This is a genomic window from Streptomyces sp. NBC_01450 (assembly GCF_036227505.1).
Lineage (GTDB): Bacteria > Actinomycetota > Actinomycetes > Streptomycetales > Streptomycetaceae > Streptomyces.
Genome location: NZ_CP109480.1, coordinates 5340790 through 5364907, shown reverse-complemented (window position 1 = coordinate 5364907; position 24118 = coordinate 5340790). Strand labels below are relative to the sequence as shown.

Genomic DNA, 24118 nt, shown 5'->3' with positions numbered 1-24118 from the left:
AATAGTCACTAAATCGGAAATTCGCTATGGGGGTGGCGCCCGTGTGGCGTGTAAGTTCCGGGGCCGAGAGCCACGGAAGGGACCAATCCGGTGAACAAGAAGCTCGCGGCCGCGCTGTCCGGCGGTGCGGTACTGGTGCTGGCGCTGTCGGCATGCAGCAGCGGTAGTAGTGCCAAGGACGACAAACTGGACCCCTGGGCCAAGCAGGTCTGTGACGCGGTGCAGCCCCAGGTCCAGAAGATCGCGGCCGCCAACACCGCGATCCAGAAGGAGACCACGGACCAGAGCGCTCCGGCGGACGTGCAGAAGGCCGACTCCAAGGGCTTCCAGGACATCTCCGACGCCTACAAGGCGATGGCGGCCGCCATCGAGAAGGCCGGCCCGCCGGACGTGGACAGCGGCAAGATCAAGCAGGAGAACGCGGTCAAGGAGCTCAACGCCCTCTCCGCCTCCTACGCCGATCTGGGGAAGCAGTCCGACGTGCTCAACACGAAGGACCAGGCGAAGTTCGCGGACGGTCTCGACGGCGTCGCCAAGCAGCTGGAGAAGCTCAGCAAGACCGGGACCGACGCCCTGAAGGAGCTCGAAGCGGGCGACGTCGGCAAGGCGATGGCCAAGCAGGCGAGCTGCAAGTCCGCCTCCGCGTCCGCCTCGCCGGCGACCACCCAGGGCTGACCCCCCGGAGAGCGACCGGCGAACGGCCGGAGAACGCCTGGAGAGCGACCGCAGAGCAGGATCCGTCCCGTCCATCCGCCAAGAGCCCGGTACGCGCGCGTACCGGGCCCGTGGTGCTTGCCCTACGGCTCCCGCGGCGCAAGCCCACGGCTCCCGACGGCGCCGCATGGCCCACGGCTCCCGCGCGAGTCCCCACGGCTCCTCGTGCGGGCTTGTCCACACCGGCGCGGGCTCTGTCCACAGGTGTACGTCCCTTTCGGCCGGAGCGGACACAATGGGGGACGTGAGTCACACCAGCCTGTCACCGTTGCCCTCGTCCGACCGCGTCGACGTCGCCGCTCGGCTGCGGGATGCCCTGCTCGGCGCCTCCTTCACCGCCGACGGTCTGCTCGACCTGCTCGGCGCCCCCGCGTACGCGGCGCTGGCACGCAGCGAGACCGTGCCCGCGCTCCGGGCGACCCGCGGCGACACGCCGTTGGAGACGCTCGTACGGCTGTTCCTGCTGCAGCAGCCCGTGCCGCACGCGCGCGTGAGGGACGTGCTGCCGGTGGAGGACTGCCTGGAGAGCGGCTGGCTGACCCGCGCGGGCGCGGACGAGGTCGCGGCGACCGTGGACATCCGGCCGTACGGCGGGCCTGGTGGCGAGGACTGGTTCATCGTGTCCGACCTGGGGTGCGCCGTCGGCGGCGCGGGCGGCATCGGCAGCCGTGAGGAGGGCGTCGTCCTGGGCGTGGGCGGAGCGTCCACGACGCTGGCCGGCATCACCGTCCGGACGCCCGTCTCCTCCGCGCTCGACCTCGGCACCGGCTCCGGGATCCAGGCCCTGCACGCCGCGCAGCACGCCACGCGCGTGACCGCGACCGACCTCAACCCGCGCGCCCTGCACATCACCGCGCTCACCCTCGCGCTCTCCGGAGCCCCGGCGGCCGATCTGCGCCAGGGCTCCCTCTTCGAACCGATCGCGGACGACGAGACGTACGACCTGATCGTCTCGAACCCGCCCTTCGTGATCTCGCCCGGTGCCCGGCTCACCTATCGCGACGGCGGGATGGGCGGGGACGATCTGTGCCGCACGATCGTTCAGCAGGCGGGAGACCGGCTCAGCGACGGGGGGTACGCGCAGTTCCTGGCCAACTGGCAGCACGTGGAGGGCGAGGAGTGGCAGGACCGGCTGCGCTCCTGGGTGCCGCGCGGGTGTGACGCCTGGATCGTGCAGCGCGAGGTGCAGGACGTCACGCAGTACGCGGAGTTGTGGCTGCGCGACGCGGGCGACCACCGCGACGACCCCGCCGAGTACCAGGCGCGGTACGACGCCTGGCTGGACGAGTTCGAGGCCCGCAAGGTCAAGGCCGTCGGCTTCGGATGGATCACGCTGCGCAGAACGGCGACCGCCGAGCCCTCGATCACGGTCGAGGAATGGCCGCACTCCGTCGAACAGCCGCTCGGTGAGACCGTGCGCGCACACTTCGACCGCGTCGACTACCTGCGGGCGAGCGACGACGCGGCCCTGCTCGCCGGGCACTTCAGGCTCGTGGCCGAGGTCGTTCAGGAGCAGGTCGGGCTGCCCGGCGCGGAGGACCCGGAACACGTGGTGCTGCGCCAGCACCGCGGGATGCGCCGGGCCACCAAGGTGGACACGGTCGGCGCGGGCTTCGCGGGTGTGTGCGACGGCACGCTGAGCGCCGGGCGGATCCTGGACGCCATCGCTCAATTGGTCGGTGAGGACCCGGTGTTGCTGCGCGACCGGACGCCCGCGCAGATCCGGCTGCTGGTGGAGCAAGGGTTCCTCGAGCCCGCGGAGTGAAGGGCTGAGTCGCATGTGCCTGTTCTGACGGGATTGGCCGACATTGATCAGGATTGGTCGGTAAAAGGGCTCCTGTCGGTGGTGCGTGCGAAGCTGCCTTCAAGAGACAAGCTGCATGCGTCCTCGGGGGAGGCGCGCTGTCTCGGGGGAGGCGGCATGGGGAGGGTGTGGCTCGCGTACGACGCGGAGTTGGCCTGCGCGATCTCCGTGAAGGAGATCGCGCTGCCGGACGTGCCGATGGACGCGACGCAGCCCGCGCAGCGCGTCGCCCGGGCGCGCGGCGAGGCCCAGCACGCTGCCCGGCTGCGCGGGCATCCCCATGTGGCCACCGCGCACGACGTGGTGGTGCACGAAGGACTGCCGTGGATCGTCGTGGGGTACGTGCCGGACGCGGTCGATCTACAGGCGGTCGTGCGGCAGTCGGGGCCGCTGTCGCCCGCTCGGACCGCCCGGATCGGGCTCGCCGTTCTCGACGCGCTCTCCGCCGGACACCGGATCGGGATCCTCCACAGGGATGTGAAACCGGCCAACATCCTTCTGGCGCCCGACTCTTCGGGTGACCCCTACGCACGCGTGCTGCTCACCGACTACGGGATCGCGCTTCAGCCTGTTCTTGTGAGGAACCCGGGCCGGGCTCGAAGCGCTACCGGAAAGCCAGCGAGAAGCCCATCGTCTTTCGGCCGCGGGGCGCGCAGCCCTACGACGACCGGATGCGGTCCTGGCGGACCGCCGAACGCCGGGTCTCGATCTGGACGGTTCCGGGGCGGATCAAGCCGAGCTGAACGTCGAACCCGTGGACTTTCTCGGGATCGACCTGGGCATCGTGAACATCGCCACCAAGCGGCGCCGCAAGGAGGCACGGAGGGCGCGGAACATTAACTACAAGATCGTGAACCATTACGCGGGCGAGCGGCCGGATACCCGGCCCCACTACGGTCCGAGCGGTCCGAGCGGTCCGTGGGGGTGCCGTCTGCTCGGCGTTCACCGCAGGTTCGCACGCGCGCTTCCGGCCCGCTTCCGGAGGGTGCCAGCCTCCCCACCCTGGGGACCCGGGGAGGAAGGGCATATCGGTGGAAAGTGGACCTGCGATCTTTGTGGGGACGGTGTTCGCGCTGTTCGGAGGCGGACTGCTGATCTGGACCGCGGTGCGGCTGCGACACGGCGAGCCCGTCGCCGTCGGTGTGAACCGCGTCGCATCGGCGACGCTCGCGAGCGTCGCCGGAGTGGGTGCGCTGGCGCTTGGGATGTGGTGTTTGACGCGCGCGTGAGAGCCGGGCCTCCAGTAACTGAGAGGTCACGCTCCGGATGGGCCCGAAAGGGATGCTGGACACTCCGGGCGGCAGGAATGGCGGTAGTCGGGTTACCGTTCGAGTGGCCGTTGCGGGCTTTTCCCGTTTGACACGGGGGCGGGATGTACCGTCACACTCCGCAGCGTCAGCATGACCCGACCCCCGGGACCAAGGCCTGGGGGAGACCCCCTGCGTCGACCGGAGAGAAGAGCGAAGTTGTCCCCGACCAGCGACACCGCACACGGCGGCCGCCGACTCGTCATCGTCGAGTCGCCTGCCAAGGCGAAGACGATCAAGGGCTATCTCGGCCCCGGCTATGTCGTCGAAGCGAGCGTCGGGCACATCCGCGACCTCCCCAACGGCGCCGCGGAGGTGCCGGAGGAGTACACCGGCGAGGTGCGCCGCCTCGGCGTGGACGTCGATCACGACTTCCAGCCCATCTACGTGGTCAACGCCGACAAGAAGGCCCAGGTCAAGAAGCTCAAGGACCTGCTGCGCGACTCCGACGAACTCTTCCTCGCCACCGATGAGGACCGCGAGGGCGAGGCCATCGCGTGGCACCTCCAGGAAGTGCTCAAGCCCAAGGTCCCGGTCAAGCGGATGGTCTTCCACGAGATCACCAAGGCGGCGATCCAGGCCGCCGTCGCCAACCCGCGCGAGCTCAACCAGAAGCTCGTCGACGCCCAGGAGACCCGCCGCATCCTCGACCGCCTCTACGGCTACGAGGTCTCGCCGGTCCTGTGGAAGAAGGTCATGCCGCGGCTGTCGGCGGGCCGCGTGCAGTCCGTGGCGACCCGACTCGTCGTCGAGCGGGAGCGTGAGCGCATCGCCTTCCGCTCCGCCGAGTACTGGGACCTGAACGGCACCTTCGGCACCGGCCGCGCCGGTGACGCCAGCGACCCGTCCAACCTGGTCGCCCGTCTGACCGCGGTCGACGGGAAGCGCATCGCCCAGGGTCGCGACTTCGACTCGCTGGGTCAGATCAAGGGCGCGAACACGCTCCACCTGGACGAGACGAACGCCCGTGCGCTTGCCGCCGCCCTCCAGGACACGAACTTCGCGGTCCGCTCGGTCGAGTCCAAGCCGTACCGCCGCTCGCCGTACGCGCCGTTCCGCACGACGACCCTCCAGCAGGAGGCCTCGCGCAAGCTCGGCTTCGGCGCGAAGGCCACCATGCAGGTGGCCCAGAAGCTGTACGAGAACGGCTTCATCACGTACATGCGTACGGACTCCACGACCCTCTCGGACACGGCGATCTCCGCCGCCCGTGCCCAGGTCACGCAGCTCTACGGCGCCGACTACCTGCCGGCCCAGCCGCGGACGTACGCCGGGAAGGTCAAGAACGCGCAGGAGGCGCACGAGGCGATCCGTCCCTCGGGTGATCGTTTCCGCACCCCGGCCGAGACGGGCCTGACCGGCGACCAGTTCAAGCTGTACGAGTTGATCTGGAAGCGGACCGTCGCCTCCCAGATGAAGGACGCGGTCGGCAACTCCGTCACCGTGAAGATCGCGGGCACGGCCTCCGACGGCCGCGACGCCGAGTTCAGCGCGTCCGGCAAGACGATCACCTTCCACGGCTTCCTGAAGGCGTACGTCGAGGGCGCGGACGACCCGAACGCCGAGCTCGACGACCGCGAGCGCCGTCTCCCGCAGGTCAACGAGGGCGACCCGCTGTCCGCCGAGGAGATCACGGTCGACGGGCACGCCACCAAGCCCCCGGCCCGCTACACCGAGGCGTCGCTGGTCAAGGAGCTCGAAGAGCGCGAGATCGGCCGCCCGTCGACGTACGCGTCGATCATCGGCACCATCCTCGACCGCGGATACGTGTTCAAGAAGGGCACGGCACTCGTGCCGTCCTTCCTGTCCTTCGCCGTGGTCAACCTCCTGGAGAAGCACTTCGGGCGGCTCGTCGACTACGACTTCACGGCCAAGATGGAGGACGACCTCGACCGCATCGCGCGGGGCGAGGCGCAGGCCGTGCCGTGGCTCAAGCGGTTCTACTTCGGCGAGGGCGACGCCAGGGGCGCCGCCGAGGCCGGGAACGGCGACGGGGACCACCTGGGCGGCCTCAAGGAGCTCGTCACCGACCTGGGCGCCATCGACGCCCGTGAGGTGTCGTCCTTCCCGGTCGGCAACGACATCGTGCTGCGGGTGGGCCGCTACGGCCCGTACATCGAGCGCGGCGAGAAGGACTCCGAGAACCACCAGCGCGCGGACGTTCCCGAGGACCTGGCCCCGGACGAGCTGGGCGTCGAGCTCGCGGAGGAGCTGCTCGCCAAGCCGAGCGGTGACTTCGAACTCGGCACGGACCCGGAGTCGGGCCACCAGATCATCGCCAGGGCCGGCCGCTACGGCCCGTACGTCACCGAGGTGCTCCCCGAGGGCACCCCGAAGACGGGCAAGAACGCCGTCAAGCCGCGTACCGCCTCACTCTTCAAGTCGATGTCGCTCGACACGGTGACGCTCGACGAAGCCCTCAAACTGATGTCCCTGCCGCGCGTCGTCGGCAAGGACGCCGAAGGCGTGGAGATCACCGCGCAGAACGGGCGCTACGGGCCGTACCTGAAGAAGGGCACGGACTCGCGCTCCCTGCAGTCCGAGGACCAGCTCTTCAGCATCACCCTGGAAGAGGCGCTGGAGATCTACTCCCAGCCCAAGCAGCGCGGGCGTGCGGCCGCCAAGCCGCCGCTCAAGGAGCTGGGCGAGGACCCCGTCAGCGGGAAGCCCGTCGTGGTCAAGGACGGCCGTTTCGGGCCGTACGTGACCGACGGCGAGACCAACGCGACCCTGCGCTCCGCCGACAGCGTCGAGGAGATCACCCCGGAGCGCGGCTACGAGCTGCTGGCCGAGAAGCGCGCCAAGGCTCCCGCCAAGAAGACGGCGAAGAAGGCCGCCGCCAAGAAGACGGCGACCAAGAAGGCCCCGGCCAAGAAGACGGCCGCAAAGAAGACGACGACTTCGAAGACGGCCGCCAAGAAGGCTCCGGCCAAGAAGGCCGCCGCCAAGAAGACGGCGGCTTCGGAGAACTGAGGTCCGGGTCCGCGGCCTGGGTCGGGTTTCGCGGCCTGCGCCAGGTCTCTCGCGGTCCCTGCCGGGTCTCGCGGTCTCTGTCGGATTCACATGTGGACGCCCCTACACCTTTCGGTGTGGGGGCGTCCACATGTTCGGGCACCCCTTCGGGCAGTCACTGGGGCCGGATAGGCTTGCAGGATGACGCGAGCCGAGCAGCCAACGGCCCCCAACCCGGCCACCGACGACGCCCTGGTCGCGGATTCCCGCGAGCGCGCCGTCCGCGCGCTGCTGCGCCGACCTCAGCTGAAACGGCTGTGGAGCGCCCACTTGGTGGGCGGTGTCGGCGACGTCCTGGCCCTGCTCGTGCTGGTCGTCCTCGTCCTTCAGGCGGCGATCGCGGAGGGCTCCTTCGGCGGTGGTTACCGTGGGGTCGCCCTCGCCGTGGCGGCCGTCTTCGGGGCACGCATTCTGGCCACGCTGCTCTTCGGAGCCGTACTCCTCGGGCCGCTCACCTCGCTGACGTCCCAGGAAGGGCCGCTCGACCGGCGCTGGACCATGGTCGGAGCCGACGGACTGCGCGCCGTGCTCATGCTCCTCGCGCCCCTGTGGATCGACTGGACCCCCGACAGCGCACTCGCGGCCCTCCTCGTCGTCGCCTTCGTGACCGGCGTCGCCGAGCGCTTCTGGACGGTGTGCCGGGAGAGCGCGGCGCCCGCGCTGCTGCCCGCGCCGCCGCTGGAGGGCGCCACCGTACGTCCGCTGCCGGATCACCTGGACGCGCTGCGGCGCCTGTCGCTGCGTACGGCCTTCGTGGCGGTGCCGATCGCGGCCGCCACGCTCGTCGTGGTGTCACTCGTCAGCAACCTGCTCGGTGCCGGGATCGCCTGGTTCGACCAGCACCAGGCGGCGCTCGCCTCGTACGTCGCCGCCGGACTGTTCGCCGCCTCGCTCTCCGTGCTCACGTCCCTCCAGCTGCCCGACACCCGCACCCCGCGTGCGCGCTCGCCCCTGGAGGGTCTGCGCCGCCCCAGGACGGGCACGGACGTCGACAAGGGCCGTACCGGCGTGATCCCGCTCCTGGTGCTCGCCTGCGCGGCCGTCGCCGCGGCGATCGCCGCCGCCGTCGCCGTCTCCGTGCTGCAGGCCAAGGACCTGGGCGGCGGACCGGTCACGTACGGCCTGCTGGTGCTGGCGCTGACCGGGGGCGTCGTCATCGGCATCCGGACGGCCCCCTCCGTGCTGCCGTCGCTGTCACGGCGCAGGCTGCTCTCGCTGGTGATCGCCTTCACCGGGATCGCGCTGCTGGCCGCCGGTCTGGTCCCGGACGTCACCACGGTGTTGCTGATCGCCGCCCTCGCGGGCATCGGCGCGGGCGTCGCCGCGAACACCGGGCACGCGCTGCTCGACCAGGAGACCGAGGAGTACCGGCGGGCGCGTACGACGGAACACCTGCACGCGGTCGTACGGGTCTCCGTGGCGCTCGGCGCCCTGCTGGCGCCCGTGGTGGCCGCGGCGATCGGCCCGCACCGGCTCGAGAACGGCAAGTTCGTGTTCGCGCACGGAGGCGCCGCCTTCACGCTGATGCTGGTCGGCGCTCTGCTGCTGCCGGTCGCCGCCCTGGTGCTCGCCAAGGTCGACGACCGCTCCGGAGTGCCGCTGCGACACGACCTGCTGGACGCGCTGCGCGGCGGCGACGACCCGGTGCAGACTCCCACCGCGAACGGGTTCTTCATCGCCCTGGAGGGCGGCGACGGCGCCGGGAAGTCGACACAAGCGGAAGCGCTCGCGGAGTGGATCCGGGCGAAGGGCCACGAGGTCGTGGTGACCCGCGAGCCGGGCGCCACGCCGGTCGGCAAGCGACTGCGGTCGATCCTGCTGGACGTGTCGTCGGCGGGCCTTTCGCACCGCGCGGAGGCGCTGCTGTACGCCGCCGACCGTGCCGAGCACGTGGACACGGTGGTGCGCCCCGCGCTGGAGCGGGGTGCCGTCGTCGTCTCCGACCGCTACATCGACTCGTCGGTGGCCTATCAGGGAGCTGGCCGGGACCTGTCCCCGACCGAGATCGCCCGCATCAACCGGTGGGCGACGAACGGACTGGTGCCGCATCTGACGGTGCTCCTCGACGTCTCCCCGGAGGCGGCGCGCGAGCGCTTCACGGAGGCGCCCGACCGCCTGGAGTCGGAGCCGGTCGAGTTCCACACGCGTGTGCGGTCCGGATTCCTGACGCTGGCCGCGGCCGACCCGGGCCGGTACCTGGTCGTCGACGCCGCCCAGGAGCCCGAGGCGGTCACCACCGTCGTCCGGCACCGGCTCGACGTGATGCTGCCCCTCTCCGAGGCCGAGGTGAAGGCCCAGGAGGAGGCACGCAAGGCGGCCGAGGAGGCGGCCCGGCGCAAGGCCGAGGAAGAGGCCGCCCGCAAGGCCGAGGAAGAGCGACTGGAGCGCGAGCGCCAGGAACAGCTCGCCCGGCTGCGGGCGGAGGAAGAGGAGCGCAAGCAGCGCGAGCTGGAGGAGGCCCAGCGGCGCGAGGCCGAGCGGCAGGCGGAGGAGGCCCGGCAGCGCGCCGAGGAGGCCCGCCGCCGGGCCGAGGAGGAGCGGGCGCGGCTGCTGGCCGAGGAGCAGGCACGGGCCGCCGAGGAGGACCGGCTGCGCAAGCTGGCCGAGGAGCAGGCACGGCTGCGGGCCGAGGCGGAGGAGCGCCGCCTGGAGAAGCAGCGCAAGGCCGAGGAGGCGCTGCTGAGGGCGGAGGAAGCGCGGCGGACCGCTGCGGAGTCGGCGGCGGCAGCAGCGGCGGCGGCCGCGGCCACGGCGGCTTCGACTTCCGCTTCGGCGGCTGTGGGTTCTGGTGAGTCGGCGGTCGCGGGTCCCGTGGCCGACAACGAGACGACGTTGCCCACGCCGGTCGTGACGCGCTCCGGAGAGCGCCACGAGGGTTCCCGTTCCGACTCGGAGGAGACGGCCAAGCTGCCGAAGCCGCCCGTGCCCGAGGAGGCGGCCGAGAAGACGGCCGTTCTCCGGCCGGTGGTTCCGGGGGCCGCGGACGAGACCACTGTGCTGCCGCCGGTACGGGACGCGGGCGCGGCCGACGAGACGGCCGTGCTTCCCCCTGTACGGGACGCGGGCACGAATGCCGCGACGGGCGCCGGCGCGGGTGATCCCACGGGCCGGGTGCCCTCGGGCTTCTTCCGCGACGAGCGGCCGGAGCCCCGGCCCGAGGGGGCCCGGCCCGCAGAGGCCGCCGACCGTACGCGCGAGCTGCCGCAGGTCGATGCCGAGGGTGCTCCCCGCCGCCGCCCCCGTCCCGACTGGGCGGAGGAAACCCCGCTCGACGACCTTCCGACTCTGGCGGACGAGCTGCTGGGCCCGCGTGACGAGGACGAGCCGGACGACGGGCGCGAGGGGCGGAGCGGCCGCCGCGGCTGAGAGCCGGTGCCGCTGAGAGCCGGTGCCGCTGAGAGCCGGTGCCGAGAGCGGCGGCCGGGGGGACGGTCGGGGGGACCCGTTGTCAGTGGCGACCCGCACAATGGACGCGGCAAGGCAAAGTGCGACGAAAGGGCGGTGCCCCGTGCCCGTATGGGACGACCTGGTGGGCCAGGACAAGGTGAGCGAGCAGCTCGTCGCCGCCGCTCGAGACGCCGACGCCCTCGTCACCGCGGTCGCCGCGGACACCCCGCTCCCCGAGGCGTCCAAGATGACGCACGCCTGGCTGTTCACCGGCCCGCCCGGCTCCGGCCGTTCCACCGCCGCGCGAGCCTTCGCGGCTGCGCTCCAGTGCGTGAGCCCCGACCGCGCGCTGGGCGGAGTGCCCGGCTGCGGCTTCTGTGACGGTTGCCACACCAGCCTGATCGGGACGCACGCCGATGTGCAGATCGTCCGCACCGACCTCCTCTCCATCGGCGTGAAGGAGACCCGCGACCTGGTCCGCCGTGCCCAGATGTCCCCGGCGACCGGCCGCTGGCAGGTCATCGTCCTGGAGGACGCGGACCGCCTCACTGAGGGCGCGGGCAACGTCCTTCTGAAGGCCGTCGAGGAACCGGCTCCCCGTACGGTCTGGCTGCTCTGCGCGCCCTCCATCGAGGACGTCCTGCCCACCATCCGCTCCCGCTGCCGCCTGCTCACCCTGCGCACCCCGCCGGTGGACGCGGTCGCCGACATCCTCGTCCGCCGTGACGGCATCGAGCCCGGTGTCGCGGCGGCCGCCGCCCGCGCGACACAGGGGCACATCGGGCGGGCCCGCCGCCTCGCCACGGACCAGAGTGCCCGTGAGCGCCGGGCCGCCGTCCTCAAGCTCCCGCTGCGGGTCGACGACATCGGCGGCTGCCTCAAGGCGGCCCAGGAGCTGATCGACACGGCCGCGGAGGACGCGAAGCAGCTCGCGGAGGAAGTCGACGTCAAGGAGACCGAAGACCTGAAGGCGGCCCTCGGCGCGTCGCAGGGCGGCCGTATGCCGCGTGGCACCGCGGGTGTCATGAAGGAGCTGGAGGACCGGCAGAAGCGCCGGAGAACGCGTACGCAGCGCGACAGCCTGGACCTGGCCCTCATCGACCTCACCGGCTTCTACCGCGATGTCCTCGCTCTCCAGCTCGGTTCCCGGGTGGCCCTCGCCAACACGGAGGCCGAGGATGTACTCGAGCGCCTCGCCCGCGGCAGCTCACCGGAGGCGACCCTCCGCCGGATCGACGCGATCGCCGCGTGCCGCGAGGCACTGGACCGCAATGTGGCCCCGCTGCTGGCGGTGGAGGCGATGACGATGGCGCTGCGGGCGGGCTGAGCCGAGGAGTGCGTGCGCGCAGCCGGCAGCCGGGCCCGGGCTGAGGGGCCGGAGTGAGGAGCTGAGGCGAGGTGTGGGCACGAGGAGCTGAGTCACGGTGTTGACCGCATCACTCGTAAGAGGCAGATCCGCGACTGTTGGTGATCATTGCATCGCGCAGGGTTACGCTCGCGAGATGTACTCCAGGTACTTCAGGCGCACCCCTCGGCCGCCCCGGTCCCGTCGGCCGGACCGACCCCTCGGCGCGATGCGTACCGTCCGCACGGGCGGCGCGCTGCTGGCCGCCACCGCGCTGCTCGTCTCCGCCTGCTCCACGGGGAGTTCGACCAGGACGTCCACGACGTCGGCCGACGCGGTGCTGGCCGCGCTGCCCCGCGCCACACCGTCCGCGCTGTCCTCGTACTACGACCAGAAGCTGGCCTGGCGCAGCTGCGGCACCGCCGGCTTCGAGTGCGCCACGATGAAGGCGCCGCTCGACTACGCGAAACCGGCCTCGGGCGAGGTCAAGCTGGCCGTGGCCCGCAAGAAGGCGACAGGCCCCGGCAAGCGCATCGGCTCGCTGCTGGTCAACCCGGGCGGCCCGGGCGGCTCGGCGGTGGGCTATCTGCAGGCGTACGCGGGGGTCGGCTACCCGGCGGAGGTGCGTGCCCGCTACGACATGGTCGCGGTCGACCCCCGCGGGGTGGCCCGCAGCGAGCCCGTCGAGTGCCTCACCGGCCGCCAGATGGACACGTACACGGAGACGGACGTCACGCCCGACGACAAGAAGGAGACGGGCGAACTGGTCGACGCGTACAAGAAGTTCGCCGAGGGCTGTGGCCGACGCTCGCCCAGCCTGTTGCGGCACGTGTCCACGGTCGAGGCGGCCCGGGACATGGACATCCTGCGCGCGGTCCTGGGCGACCCGAAGCTGAACTACGTGGGGGCGTCGTACGGCACGTTCCTCGGGGCGACGTACGCGGGCCTGTTCCCGGACCGGGTGGGCCGTATGGTCCTGGACGGCGCGATGGACCCGTCCCTGTCCGCACGCCAACTCAACCTGGACCAGACGGCGGGCTTCGAGACGGCGTTCCAGTCCTTCGCGAAGGACTGCGTACGCCAGAGCAGCTGCCCGCTGGGTGGCCCGGGCACGAGTCCGGACCAGGTCGGCAAGAATCTCAGCGCCTTCTTCAAGCGGCTCGACGCGGCCCCGATCCCGGCGGGCGACGCGGGTGGCCGCAAGCTCGGCGAGGCACTCGCGACGACGGGCGTGATCGCGGCGATGTACGACGAGGCGGCCTGGCCGCAGCTGCGTGAGGCGCTCACCGCGGCGATGAAGGACAAGGACGGCGCGGGTCTGCTCGCCCTCTCGGACAGCTATTACGAGCGCGACGCCAAGGGCAAGTACGCGAACCTGATGTTCGCCAACGCGGCCGTGAACTGCCTCGACCTCCCGGCCGCCTTCGCCACGCCCGAGCAGGTGGAGAAGGACCTTCCCGCGTTCGAGAAGGCGTCCCCCGTCTTCGGCGACGGCCTGGCCTGGGCCTCCCTGAACTGCGCGTACTGGCCCGTGAGGCACACCGGCGAGCCTCACCGCATCGAGGCGAAGGGCGCGGGCCCGATCCTCGTGGTCGGCACCACCCGGGACCCGGCCACCCCCTACGCCTGGGCCAAGTCCCTCGCCTCCCAGCTCTCCTCCGGCGTCCTCCTCACCTACGTCGGCGACGGCCACACCGCGTACGGCCGCGGCAGCGTCTGCATCGACTCCACGATCAACCGCTACCTCCTCCAGGGCACCCCTCCCGCGAAGGGAAAGCGCTGCGCATAGCCCTCCCGCACGCCCCGGAACCGGTCCTCCCGGGGCGTGTACGGAGCACCCCCGGAAACTGTGTAGACTTACCGACGTTGCTGATCGCACCATAGTGCGGACAGCGCGCCGCCTTAGCTCAGATGGCCAGAGCAACGCACTCGTAATGCGTAGGTCTCGGGTTCGAATCCCGAAGGCGGCTCTGTAGAAGCCCCAGGATTCTCACTCGCCGTGAACTGGGGCTTTTGCTTTTTTCGGAGCCGGTCAGGGCGTGGCGAGACGCACGGCTGGGACCCCGTGGAGGGGCTTGCGTGAGCGATGCGTGAGCGGAACGGTGCCGCGGCCTACTGGTCGGGCTTCCGGCGTTCACCCTTCTTCTTGCTCTTGGCCCGGCCTTTCGCCTTGACCTTCGCCTCGGCAGCGTTCTTGCCGATGTGGGGGAGGACACTCTGGTAGATGTCCCGCGTGATGCGGGTGTCGCTGTGCCCGAGAGTGTCTGACACGATCTTGATGTCGATGTCGATGTCGATGTCGATGTCGATGTCGGCGGCGAGCATGAGCGTGGCCGCGCCGTGCCGGAGGTCGTGCAGCCGGATCGGCGGGAGGTTGGACGCTGCGACGAGCCGCTCGAAGAGGTCGGTGACCTTGCCGGGGTGTAGCCAGGAGCCGTCTTCCTGCGTGCAGACGAGGCCGGTCTCGATCCAGGCAGAGCCCCACTCCGCGCGGTCCGCCTCCTGCTGCTTCCGGTGCCGCTCCAGTACGTCGACGGTGTCGTCGTCGAGGGTGACGACTCGGAAGCCGCTGTCCGTCTTCGGCTCCGACGCCTCGACCTCCCAGCCGTCCTGGACGAGTTGTCCGGTGACCGTGAGGGAGTGCCGGTCGAGGTTGGTCTCCGACCACGGCTGGCCGCACGCCTCACCGCGACGCAGGCCCCGGAAGGCGATCAGGTGCCACATGGCGTACAGCCGGTCCTCGGCGACGAAGTCGAGGAAGGCGCCGGTCTGTTCCGGCGTCCAGACCATGACGGGAGAGGGCTTCTCGCCGGTCCGCTGCCACCGGGCGACCCGCTCGTCCGTCCACACCAGGGCGCCTTCGGCATGCGGACGGGGTCGATCTCGACGTGGGCCGCCGGGTTGAACGTGATGATCTGCCAGACCGAGATCGGTCTACACGCACCGGATACCGAGGGGCCGGCCGAACGGGATCCCGTCCTGGCCGCAACCGACCTTGGCCGCGCCGACGTCGAGCGCCGCCGCTTCCTCGCTGTGGCCGCCTTCACCGCCGCTGGCGTCGCCATGCCTCTCGCCCACGGGGATGAGGCCACCGCCCGCACGCTCCGCGCCCGCACCGGCACTTCGGGGCGGAGGACGTGGATGTCCCAGCTACTCCCGCGTCAGCGACCCCGCGGCCGGCGCTGTGGCCAGCCACACTGCCCGCACCCTCACCGATCTCGCCGACCACATCGGCACCGAACAACAGCACCGAGACGCCCTGATCCGGTGGGACCCCGAGAAGTAACCTTCAGCGCAGCCAGAACGCCAAGTTCGCCCAGGGCATGTGGGACCTCCCCGTCGGCAAGAGCGAACCTGGCGAGCCCATCACCGAAACCGCCGTACGCGAACTGCACGAAGAGACCGGCCTGACGGTGAAGCCCGAGTCTCTCAAGGTCGCCCACATCATCCACGGCGCCTGGGGCGTCGAGGCCCCAGGCGGCTTCCTCACAGTCGTCTTCACCGCCCACGAGTGGACTGGCGAACCGGAAAACCGCGAACCACGGAAGCACGCGCAGGTTCGATGGGTCGACGCCGACGCCGTCCCTGAGGATTTCGTCGGCACTACCGCCAGCGCCCTGAACCGCTACCTCGCCGGTGGACCACAAGTGTCTCTCGACGGCTGGGAGTAGACAGCTTCCGAGACGATGGTTGGCACGCCCTGATTTCGAGGCAACTCTTCCCATGTCACGACGCGTTGTCAGTGGCGGGGGCCGGCGGTTCCTTTGACTCACGGCAGCGCCGGTTACGTGTCACGACCGTGGAGGAGGCTCTGCCTCTGCGTCGGGGCGCCGTGACGAGTCGCGTCGGCGCGCCACCAGAGTGGTACCGGTGACCACCAGGCCGATCGCCACGACCTTCGCGGCCTGGTAGATGAGTGAAGGGCTGGAGCTGGACCGGCCCAGAAACCCCCACAGGAGCAGACCGAGTCCAGAGAGCATCAAGAGGAAGCCGCCGACCGGGCCCGCCCAGCTCCCAGGGGACGCCGCTAACTCGTGCTCCGTGCCAGGTTTTTCATGTTCATCAGCTGTCATGGCTCGCACATTAACGAGTTTCCGGTCTGCGGTCGTTTGGGGCGCGGGCCAGGGCGAGTAAGCGACGTACCCAGGCCGCGCAGGCGGTGTACGAGGGACCTCGGCGGCCTGTCGTGCCCGCCACCTCATGGACCGGTGTGGGCGATCTGGTGAGGGGCGAGGCTTGGTGCTGTGTGAATGCCGAATTCGTGCCTCAGCGCGGAACGGGCGGCCGGTTAACCGGACATTCCGCGCACGCCAGGTCCTGGTGGTGTGGATGCGGAGCACAGGTACACGCCGCGGAGCGGCGTGCGGTAGGGATTCACACGGAGGGCTGGGCCGAGCACGCTCTGCTTCAGGGTCACAGCACCGCCGTTGATGTCCCCGCCGATGTAGTTGGGGTCGTAGGTCTCGTAGTCGCGGGCGCTGATACGGCGGCCGGCAATGACGGTGTCTCCGAAGCCGGGCGCGTAGTGCTCGATGCGTGCCTGCACCATGGGCACGGGGTCCTGGGAGCTCCCGTTCGGTACGTGGGCGTAGGCCCACACCGGCCGCTTTCCGTCTCGAGCCCGAGTGGGGTCGGCCACGGCAGGGTCGACGACCAGGACGAAGGGCTCTGCGGCGGCACCTGCGGCAGTGAGGTGTTCATGTCATGTCGCCACCACCGCATCGCACGGCCCCTGTCGCACCTGGCTTCGTGCACGTCGGGAACCGCTCCGGTTCGCAGACCGAGGGTTGCCCGATAGAGAAGGCGTATAGGCGGATCGCGGAGGTTTGGAGGCGCTCGCCGGGACTGGCCGGCGGGGTACCGAATCCGTGGAGGACCCGTGCGTCGCCGTCCCGCCATGCTGGTCGTCGGCACCGCCGCCGCGCTCTCGGCCGTTCCCGGACTCACCGCGCCCGCGGTCGGCACCACCAGCGCCGACGAGTACCTCCTCGGTGGCGCCCTCCATGGCGACCTCAAGCGGGTCCGCGCGGTGTGCAGCGGAGTGAAGAAGACCTCCCGCGACGCCACGGCCCGGACTTGTCACCAAGCCGTCGACGAGTTCGGCTCCGTCGCTTCCGTCGACGTCCCGGCGGCCTGAGGCCCGTTCGGTGTCCGGCGGAACACGCCGTTCGCGGCGCGACGAGAGCCGCAACGCGGCCGGGCACATCCGCACCGGCCGCTCCTCACCCCACCGATATCGCCGATTCTCGGAGGTTCCATGTCCACTCTGCCTTCAAGTCTTCCTTCAAGCGCCACATCCGCCTTGCTCCGCAAAGCCGCCGTCGTCCTGCTGGCGGGCGGCGCCACCCTGTCGCTCGCCGCAGGCCCGGCCCAGGCGGCGTCGCCCGGTTGGGAGACCCTTGCCAAGCCCAACACCGACGGCTCGCTCTATGACGTTCTGCCGGTCGGCGACGGCAGCACCGCCTTCGGCCAGACCGTCTGGGGCCGCAACAGCGGGGACGCCGAAGTCGTCCGTTACTGGCTGCGTCAGGGGACGGCTTGGAAGGAGCTGACCTACGAGAAGGATCGTGCGGACGACGGGATCTGGGCCGCCACGTCTGCCAACGACTTCTGGGTCCTGGGCAAGAAGTACCAGCAGTCCCGTTCCGTCAGCCACTGGAACGGCACGGCCTGGGAGAAGCGGAACCCGGCCGACGCGTCCGTCAACTTCCTTGGCCTCAAGGCGGTTTCGGCCACCGATGTGTGGGCCGTGGGCGAGTCGCGAACGGACACCGCCACGAGTGTCCCGGGCGTCGTCGGGCACTGGGACGGCACCTCCTGGAAGGTCACCAAGCTCCCGCAGGCCGCCGGCGGCAGTACCAAGCTGAACTCCGTCCAGGTCAACTCCGCCACCGACATCTGGGCGGCCGGACAGACCTGCACGGATACCGCGGGCACCAACTGCCGTCCGTACGTCGTGAAGTACGACGGCGCCAACTGGAAGGAGGTCGCCACGCCCACCGGCCTCGCGGGCTCCCTCACCAAGGTCGTCGCCCGCGGCTCCAGTGATGTGTGGGTCGTCGGCGGCACCACCGCCCTGCACTGGAACGGCACCGGTTGGACCCGCGCGGACATCACCCTGAAGGGAGTCACGAGCTTCGCCGATCTGGCTTTCTACTGCGGACAGTTGTACGCCGGTCTGCACTCCGGCACCGACGGCGCCTTCGCCCGCTGGAACGGACAGGCCTGGGAGGCCGTCACCGGTCCCGTCTCCTACTCGGCGGACGGCGTCCGGCTGACCACGGCTACCGACGGGAGCCTGTGGGTGGCCGGCCGGACCATGTCCCTCTTCGGCAGCTCGTCGCCGTTCGCCGCCAGGCTCGCGGCGCCGGCCGCCGGCTGACGATCCGCGCGGCCGGGACTCCCCTGCCGCGGTTTCGGCACCCCCAGCCGGTTCCGGCACGGTCACTCCATCGTGCCGGAACCGGCCCCTGTGCATTGCCTCCCTCGTCACCCGTGATCCCCTCCGCGTCCTCTCCCCGTCCCCTTCACGACGTCGCTCAAGACCCTTCCTCCGAAACGGAGTGACCGATGCCCCGCCCCGCCCCGGTTCCGTATCTTCAACTCCCGCTCCTGGCAGGCCAGTCAGGCATCTGGCATGACCTCCGGGCCGGCGCCGGCAGTCAGCAGTACAACGTCGGCCTCTACACCGATGTGCGCGGACCGCTGCATGTCCCGGACTTCCAGGAAGCCGCCCGCCTCGCCGTGACCGAGACCGAGGCGCTGCGGGTGCGATTCGTCGAAGCCGAAGCCGAAGCCGAAGCCGAAGCCGAAGCCGAAGCCGAAGCCGAAGCCGAAGCCGAAGCCGAAGCCGACGGGCAGGGGGCGGGCTGGGCCGGGGGGCGTTTGGGGCAGTACGTGGACGACGGGATCCGGCAGGAGGTCGGGCCGCCCCTCGACTGGGAGCTGCCGCTGGTCCGGGCCACCGACGAGGCGGCCGCCCATGACTGGATGCGCGCCGACCTGGCCCGGCCCGTCGACCTCGGCCGGGATCCGCTGTTCGCCTTCGCGCTGATCACCGTCGCCCCCGAACGGCACTTCTTCTACCAGCGCGCCCACCATGTGGTCCTCGACGGGCACAGCGGTGTGCTCGTGCTGCGCCGCACCGCCGAGATCTACACCGCTCTGCGCGAGGGCCGGGATCCTTCGGAGGGCGCCCTGCCGGGCCTCGCCGAGCTCCACGCGGCACAGGCCGAGTACCGGGCGTCGGAACGATTCACCGAGGACCGTGCCCACTGGGCCGGGCGCATGGCCGACCGGCCGGAGCCCGTCGGCCTGTCCCTCGGCCTGGCCCGGCCGCGAGGGCGTACGGAGCGCACGCAGGGCGCGGAGGAGCTCGTACGGAGCGCGGGGTGCATTCCGCGGGAGACCCTGGACCGGCTCGGCGCGATCGCCCGGCCGGCCGGCACCAAGTGGTCCACCGGTCTCGTCGCCGCCGTCGCCGCCTACCTGCACCGTATGACCGGCCGGGACGACATCCTGCTCAGCCTGCCGGTCGTCGGCCGTGTCACGGAGGTCGCGCGGCGGACGCCCGGCATGACGGCCAACATCCTTCCGCTGCGCATCAGGGCGGACCGTGACACGACCGTCCGTACCCTCATCCGCAGTGCGCTCGACGAGACCCGCCAGACCCTGCGCCACCAGCAGTACCGCTACGAGGAACTGCTCCGTGACCTGCGCGACGGCGGCTCCGAGAGCGCACATCGGCAGTTCGGCCCGATGGTCGACATCATGGGCTTCGACCTCGGCATCTCCTTCGGCGGCACCCTGGCTAGCGCTCACCGGCTCACCTCCGGCCCCGTCGAAGACCTGGAGATCGCGGCCTGTCCGGTGCCCGGTGAGGGCGGTCTCCAGATCCGGCTGGCCGGCCATCCCTCGCGCTACACAGAGTCCGAACTCACCGCCCACCTGAGCCGGTTCGCCCGATTCCTCGCCGCCTTCGCCGCCGACCCCGATGCCCTGGTGGGCGATGTGCCCCTACTGCTTCCGGGCGAGCGGGAGCGGCTGCTCGAGGAGTGGAACGACACCGCCGTCGAGCTGATGCCGGCGACCGTGCACGGACTGTTCGAGGCGCAGGCCGCCACCACGCCGACCCGGATCGCCCTGATCCACGGCGAGGAGCGGCTCACCTACGCGGAGCTGAACGCGCGGGCCAACCGGCTGGCGCACCGGCTGATCGACCAGGGGGCAGGGCCGCGCACCGTGGTCGCGGTGTCGCTGCCGCCCTCGGTGGAGCTGGTGGTGGCGCTCCTCGCGGTCATGAAGTCGGGGGCGGCGTATCTGCCCGTGGACCCCGGGTATCCGGCCGAGCGGATCGCGTTCATGCTGGACGACGTCAAGTCCGTCGCCGTACTCGCGGAGCCGGCGGAGGTGCGGGACACCGGCGGGTGGTCCGAGAACAACCCCGCCGCGCAGGAAGGCGCGGCCAGGCATCCGGCGTACGTCATCCACACCTCCGGTTCGACGGGTCGGCCCAAGGGCGTGGTGATCCGGCACGAGGCCGTGGCGGGCTATCTGTCCTATCTGCACGATCTGACGGGGCTCGGGGGCGACGACACCGTCCTGAACCTGGCGTCGGTGTCCTGCGACCCGTCGGTGCGGGACATCTTCGGGCCGCTGACAGCGGGCTCCCGGCTCGTCCTGGCGGAGCAGGACGAGGCCCAGGACCCGGCCGCGCTGTTCGCCCTGCTCAGGCGGCACCGGGTGACCGTGCTGCCCGCTCTGACGCCGACGATGCTGGACGCGCTCGCGGACGCCGCGCGGGATGCGGCGGGCGAGGGGGACGTGCCGTCGCCCTGGCTGCGGATGGGCCTGGTCAGCGGTGAGGAGCTGACCGCCGCGCACCTGCGGCGGGCAGCCTCGATCGGCGCGGACTGGCGGCTGGTCAACCAGTACGGGCCGACCGAGTCGACCATGGCGGCCACCGTCCACCCGGTCGGTCCCGAGGACGGGGCGGGCGGGACGCGGCTTCCGATCGGGCGGCCGGTCGCCAACGCCCGCTGCTATGTGCTCGACCGGTGGCTGCGGCCGGTGCCGCCCGGTGCGACCGGCGAACTGTACCTGGCGGGCGACGACCTGGCCGACGGGTACATGAACCGTCCCGGACTCACCGCCGAGCGGTTCCTGGCCGACCCGTACGGGCTGCGGCCGGGAGCGAGGATGTACCGCACGGGCGACCTGGCGAGCTGGCGGGCGGACGGCACCCTGGAGCTCCACGGGCGCGTCGACGACCAGGTGAGGCCGCGCGGTGTACGGACCGAACGGGGCTAGCCCCAACCTGAAAGTTCCGGCGACATTGGCTCGATTGCCGCGAAATATGGCGCCCAAAATGCTTGCGATATGACGGGAATATAGCTGCCGGATAGGCGAAACCTCAAGAATGTCAAGGAGCACGTCGAGCATTCGACGCGATCAATGTTCGGGAGGTGACAGTCGTGTCGGAGCCACCATTCTCAGGAATTCTTTCGACCGTGGGGAACACCCCGCTCGTGGAATTGGAGAGGCTGCTGCCGGGGTTTGAGGCCCGGGTATTCGCCAAGATAGAGAGATTCAATCCGGGCGGCAGTATCAAGGACCGGTCCGGGCTCAGCATGCTGAGCAGCGCGATCGAGAGCGGCGAGCTGGTACGCGGCCGCTCCGTGGTGGTCGAGTCCAGCTCGGGGAACCTGGCGGTCGGACTCGCCCAGATATGCCGCTACTTCGGGTTCCGCTTCATCTGTGTGGTGGACGGAAAGACCACGGAGCAGAACCTGGCGATCCTGCGCGCCTACGGCGCCGAGATCGAGGTGGTGACCGAGCGGGACGAGCTGACCGGCGAGTACCTGCCGATGCGGCTGCGCCGTGTGCGGGAACTCGTCGCGCGGACGCCGTACGCGTTCTGGCCCAACCAGTACGCCAACCTGCTCAACCCGCGGGCCCACGAGAAGACCATGAGGGAGATTGCGCGCGCCCTCGACGGCCGGGTGGACTACCTGTTCTGCTCGGTCAGCACCTTCGGCACGTTGCGGGGCTGCGCCGACCACATCCGCGAGCAGGGGATGGACACCACCATCGTCGCGGTGGACGCGGAGGGCAGCGCCATCTTCGGCCTGGAGTCCACCCGCCGTCTCATCCCCGGGCACGGGGCGTCGGTCGTGCCGGCCCTGATGGACCCGACCGCCGCCGACCGGGTGGTCCACGTCTCCGACCTGGACTGCGTGGTGGCCTGCCGCAGGCTCATCCACCGCGAGGCCATCCTGGCCGGCGGCTCGTCCGGGGCGACCGTCGCCGCGCTGGCCCGGCTGAGGGACGAGATCCCGGCCGACTCGACCGTCGCGCTCGTCTTCCCCGACGGCGGCGACCGTTATCTCGACACGATTTATTCCGACACGTGGGTGCGCCGAAATTTCGGTGAAGTCGCGCACCTCTGGAAGGACTGAACCCCGTCATGCTCATCATCCGGCACTCCGAGGTCGGGCAGATTCTGAACGGCCGTGAACTCGAGAACATCGAGGCCGTCGCGGACGCCTACCGCATTCACGCACAGGGCGACACCGCGGTGCCGCACTCCATATTCCTTCGCTTTCCCGGACAGCCGCGCAATCGCATCATCGGCCTGCCCGCCTACCGGGGCGGAGAGAAGCCGGCCGCGGGTATGAAGTGGATCTCGTCCTTCCCGGCCAACATCGACCGGGGCATTCAGCGCGCCAACGCGGCGATCATCCTCAACTCCCTGGAGACCGGCCGCCCCGAGGCGCTCGTCGAGGGCTCGCTGATCTCCGCCAAGCGCACCGCCGCCAGCGCGGCGCTCGCCGCCGAACTGCTCACCCGCGACCGCCGCCCGGACGGCCTCTCGCTGATCGGCTGCGGCGTCATCAACCTGGAGATCCTGCGTCACACCCGGGCGGCCGTCCCCGGCCTCAAGACCGTGACGCTGTACGACAGTTCGGCCGAGCGGGCCGCTTCGTTCGCCGCCCAGGCGGCCGAGGCCGCCCCGGAGGCGCGGGTGGTCACCGTCACCACCGCCGAGGAGGCGCTCGCCGCCCACGGCCTGGTCTCCATCGCGACGTCCGCCATCGAACCGCACCTGGACCTGAGGGCCGCCGTGCCCGGCACGGTCGTCCTGCACATCTCCCTGCGCGACCTGCTGCCCGAGTCGCTGCTCGACGCGCACAACATCGTCGACGACGTCGACCACGCGCTGCGCGAGCGCACCTCGCTCCACCTGGCCGAGCAGTTCGCCGGCCACCACGACTTCATCGACCCGACGATCGGCGAACTCCTCCTGGACGAGAGCACGTTCACTCCCCAGCCGGGCCGCACGATCGTCTACGCGCCCTTCGGGCTCGGTGTCCTCGACATCGCGCTGGCCGACGACGTGCTGACCACGGCCCGGCAGAAGGGGCTGGGCGTGGAGGTGGAGGGCTTCCTGCCGTAGCCCCGGGCCGCTCGGCGGCGTACCGGCATCACCTGAACGACGACACGAGAGGAACCACCATGACCGACCGCAACGGCTGGTCGCCGCTGGAGATCACTCCGGGCGACGTGGGCGCAGCGGCGACCCCGGAGGCGCTCGTCGAGCACCTCGACAGCATCGACCTGGCCGGGCTGCTCGTCCGCGAGAAGGCCGTGGTCTTCCGCGGGTTCAAGGTGCCCGGCGAGGGTCTGGACCCGGTCCTCGACCGGCTGCTGCCCCGCCGCCTCGCCTACGTGCACGGCAACTCGCCGCGCACCAAGGTTGGCTCCAACGTGTACACCTCGACGGAGTACCCGCAGGAGTACACCATCTCGATGCACAACGAGATGTCGTACGCCCACGCCTGGCCGACCCGGCTCGCCTTCTACTGCGCCGTCGCGCCGGAGACCGGCGGTGCCACCCCGGTCGTCGACGCCGCGCTGTGGCTGGAGGCCCTCGACCCGGAGGTCCGCGAGGCCTTCGAGGCCGGGGTGCGCTACACGCAGAACCTGCATGGCGGCAAGGGCCTCGGCAAGAGCTGGCAGGACACCTTCGAAACCGGGGACCGGGACGAGGTCGACGTCTTCCTCAAGGAGGCGGAGGCCGAGTGGAGCTGGGGGCCGGGCAACAGCCTGAAGGTCAGCCAGCTGCGCCACTCCACGATGCGCCACCCGGTCACCGGCGCCGAGGTCTGGTTCAACCAGTCCGACCAGTGGCACCCGGCCTCGCTCGGCGACGACACCGCGAAGGCGCTCGCCCAGATCATGCCGGCCGACGAGCTGCCGCAGTCCGTGACCTTCGCGGACGGCAGCCCGATCCCGGACGAGTACGTCCTGCAGGTGCGCGACCGTGGCCTGGAGAACGCGGTGAACGTCGACTGGTACGAGGGCGACCTGCTGCTCATCGACAACCTGCTGGTCGGCCATGGCCGCCGCCCGTTCACCGGCCCGCGCAGGATCCTCGTCGCGATGTCCGACTGACGGCCGGTCCGACCGGCCAACCTTCGTAGGTCAACTTCCGTTGGCCGACCCCGGTTGGTCAATCTCCGTTGGCCAACCCCGGTTGGCCAACCTCCG

15 protein-coding genes, 1 tRNA gene and 3 pseudogenes are annotated in these 24118 nt (G+C 70.8%); 17 read left to right on the top strand and 2 right to left on the bottom strand.

From position 1 onward, the window contains the following. The first annotated feature begins 90 nt into the window (after window positions 1-90). From OG568_RS23820 to OG568_RS23775, 9 genes and pseudogenes are all read left to right on the top strand, one after another. The gene (locus tag OG568_RS23820; protein WP_329533028.1) at window positions 91-675 is read left to right on the top strand and encodes a small secreted protein; all 585 of its coding nucleotides are present in this window, start codon (window positions 91-93) and stop codon (window positions 673-675) included. A 274-nt stretch (window positions 676-949) separates the two neighbouring features. After that, complete coding sequence (locus OG568_RS23815) at window positions 950-2479, top strand: DUF7059 domain-containing protein (RefSeq protein ID WP_443077737.1); 1530 nt, start codon at window positions 950-952, stop codon at window positions 2477-2479. 81 nt (window positions 2480-2560) lie between these two features. Next, window positions 2561-3088: pseudogene (locus OG568_RS23810) on the top strand (serine/threonine-protein kinase); the annotation flags it as partial. A gap of 461 nt (window positions 3089-3549) precedes the next feature. Then, complete coding sequence (locus OG568_RS23800) at window positions 3550-3747, top strand: hypothetical protein (RefSeq protein WP_266627115.1); 198 nt, start codon at window positions 3550-3552, stop codon at window positions 3745-3747. Window positions 3748-3984: 237 nt separating this feature from the next. Continuing rightward, window positions 3985-6798: a type I DNA topoisomerase gene (topA, locus tag OG568_RS23795; protein ID WP_266627117.1), complete on the top strand. Its 2814-nt coding sequence runs from the start codon at window positions 3985-3987 to the stop codon at window positions 6796-6798. A gap of 180 nt (window positions 6799-6978) precedes the next feature. Continuing rightward, window positions 6979-10203: a dTMP kinase gene (gene tmk / locus OG568_RS23790; protein WP_329533026.1), complete on the top strand. Its 3225-nt coding sequence runs from the start codon at window positions 6979-6981 to the stop codon at window positions 10201-10203. Window positions 10204-10345: 142 nt separating this feature from the next. Then, entirely contained in the window at window positions 10346-11551 is a 1206-nt protein-coding gene (locus OG568_RS23785; RefSeq protein WP_329533025.1) for a DNA polymerase III subunit delta', read from the top strand. Between the two features lie 247 nt (window positions 11552-11798). Then, complete coding sequence (locus OG568_RS23780) at window positions 11799-13358, top strand: alpha/beta hydrolase (protein WP_329533024.1); 1560 nt, start codon at window positions 11799-11801, stop codon at window positions 13356-13358. Between the two features lie 107 nt (window positions 13359-13465). After that, window positions 13466-13539, top strand: a tRNA-Thr gene (locus tag OG568_RS23775). Window positions 13540-13681: 142 nt separating this feature from the next. Here the strand turns inward: OG568_RS23775 and OG568_RS23770 are convergent. Next, window positions 13682-14419: a site-specific integrase gene (locus OG568_RS23770; RefSeq protein ID WP_443077736.1), complete on the bottom strand. Its 738-nt coding sequence runs from the start codon at window positions 14417-14419 to the stop codon at window positions 13682-13684. A gap of 63 nt (window positions 14420-14482) precedes the next feature. Here OG568_RS23770 and OG568_RS23765 point away from each other — a divergent pair. Then, window positions 14483-14852, top strand: a pseudogene (locus OG568_RS23765) (hypothetical protein); the annotation flags it as partial. A 4-nt stretch (window positions 14853-14856) separates the two neighbouring features. Next, window positions 14857-15240: pseudogene (locus tag OG568_RS23760) on the top strand (NUDIX domain-containing protein); the annotation flags it as partial. A gap of 617 nt (window positions 15241-15857) precedes the next feature. Here the strand turns inward: OG568_RS23760 and OG568_RS23755 are convergent. Beyond that, on the bottom strand, window positions 15858-16118 hold the full coding sequence (locus OG568_RS23755) for a hypothetical protein (RefSeq protein WP_329533023.1): 261 nt from the start codon (window positions 16116-16118) through the stop codon (window positions 15858-15860). Window positions 16119-16448: 330 nt separating this feature from the next. On the opposite strand from OG568_RS23755, the gene OG568_RS23750 reads away from it, so the two are divergent. The 6 genes from OG568_RS23750 to OG568_RS23725 all read left to right on the top strand — a co-directional run bounded on the left by OG568_RS23750 (window position 16449) and on the right by OG568_RS23725 (window position 24022). Beyond that, a complete protein-coding gene (locus OG568_RS23750) occupies window positions 16449-16706 on the top strand; it encodes a hypothetical protein (protein WP_329533022.1) in 258 nt (85 codons plus the stop codon). A 165-nt stretch (window positions 16707-16871) separates the two neighbouring features. Beyond that, entirely contained in the window at window positions 16872-17951 is a 1080-nt protein-coding gene (locus tag OG568_RS23745; protein WP_329533021.1) for a hypothetical protein, read from the top strand. A 188-nt stretch (window positions 17952-18139) separates the two neighbouring features. After that, complete coding sequence (locus tag OG568_RS23740) at window positions 18140-20878, top strand: amino acid adenylation domain-containing protein (protein ID WP_329533020.1); 2739 nt, start codon at window positions 18140-18142, stop codon at window positions 20876-20878. A gap of 200 nt (window positions 20879-21078) precedes the next feature. Beyond that, window positions 21079-22026, top strand: a complete 948-nt coding sequence (gene sbnA / locus OG568_RS23735; RefSeq protein ID WP_329533019.1) for a 2,3-diaminopropionate biosynthesis protein SbnA — start codon at window positions 21079-21081, stop codon at window positions 22024-22026. Between the two features lie 8 nt (window positions 22027-22034). Beyond that, a complete protein-coding gene (gene sbnB / locus OG568_RS23730) occupies window positions 22035-23024 on the top strand; it encodes a 2,3-diaminopropionate biosynthesis protein SbnB (protein WP_329533018.1) in 990 nt (329 codons plus the stop codon). Window positions 23025-23083: 59 nt separating this feature from the next. After that, a complete protein-coding gene (locus OG568_RS23725) occupies window positions 23084-24022 on the top strand; it encodes a TauD/TfdA family dioxygenase (RefSeq protein WP_095853351.1) in 939 nt (312 codons plus the stop codon). The last annotated feature ends 96 nt before the right edge of the window (window positions 24023-24118 follow it).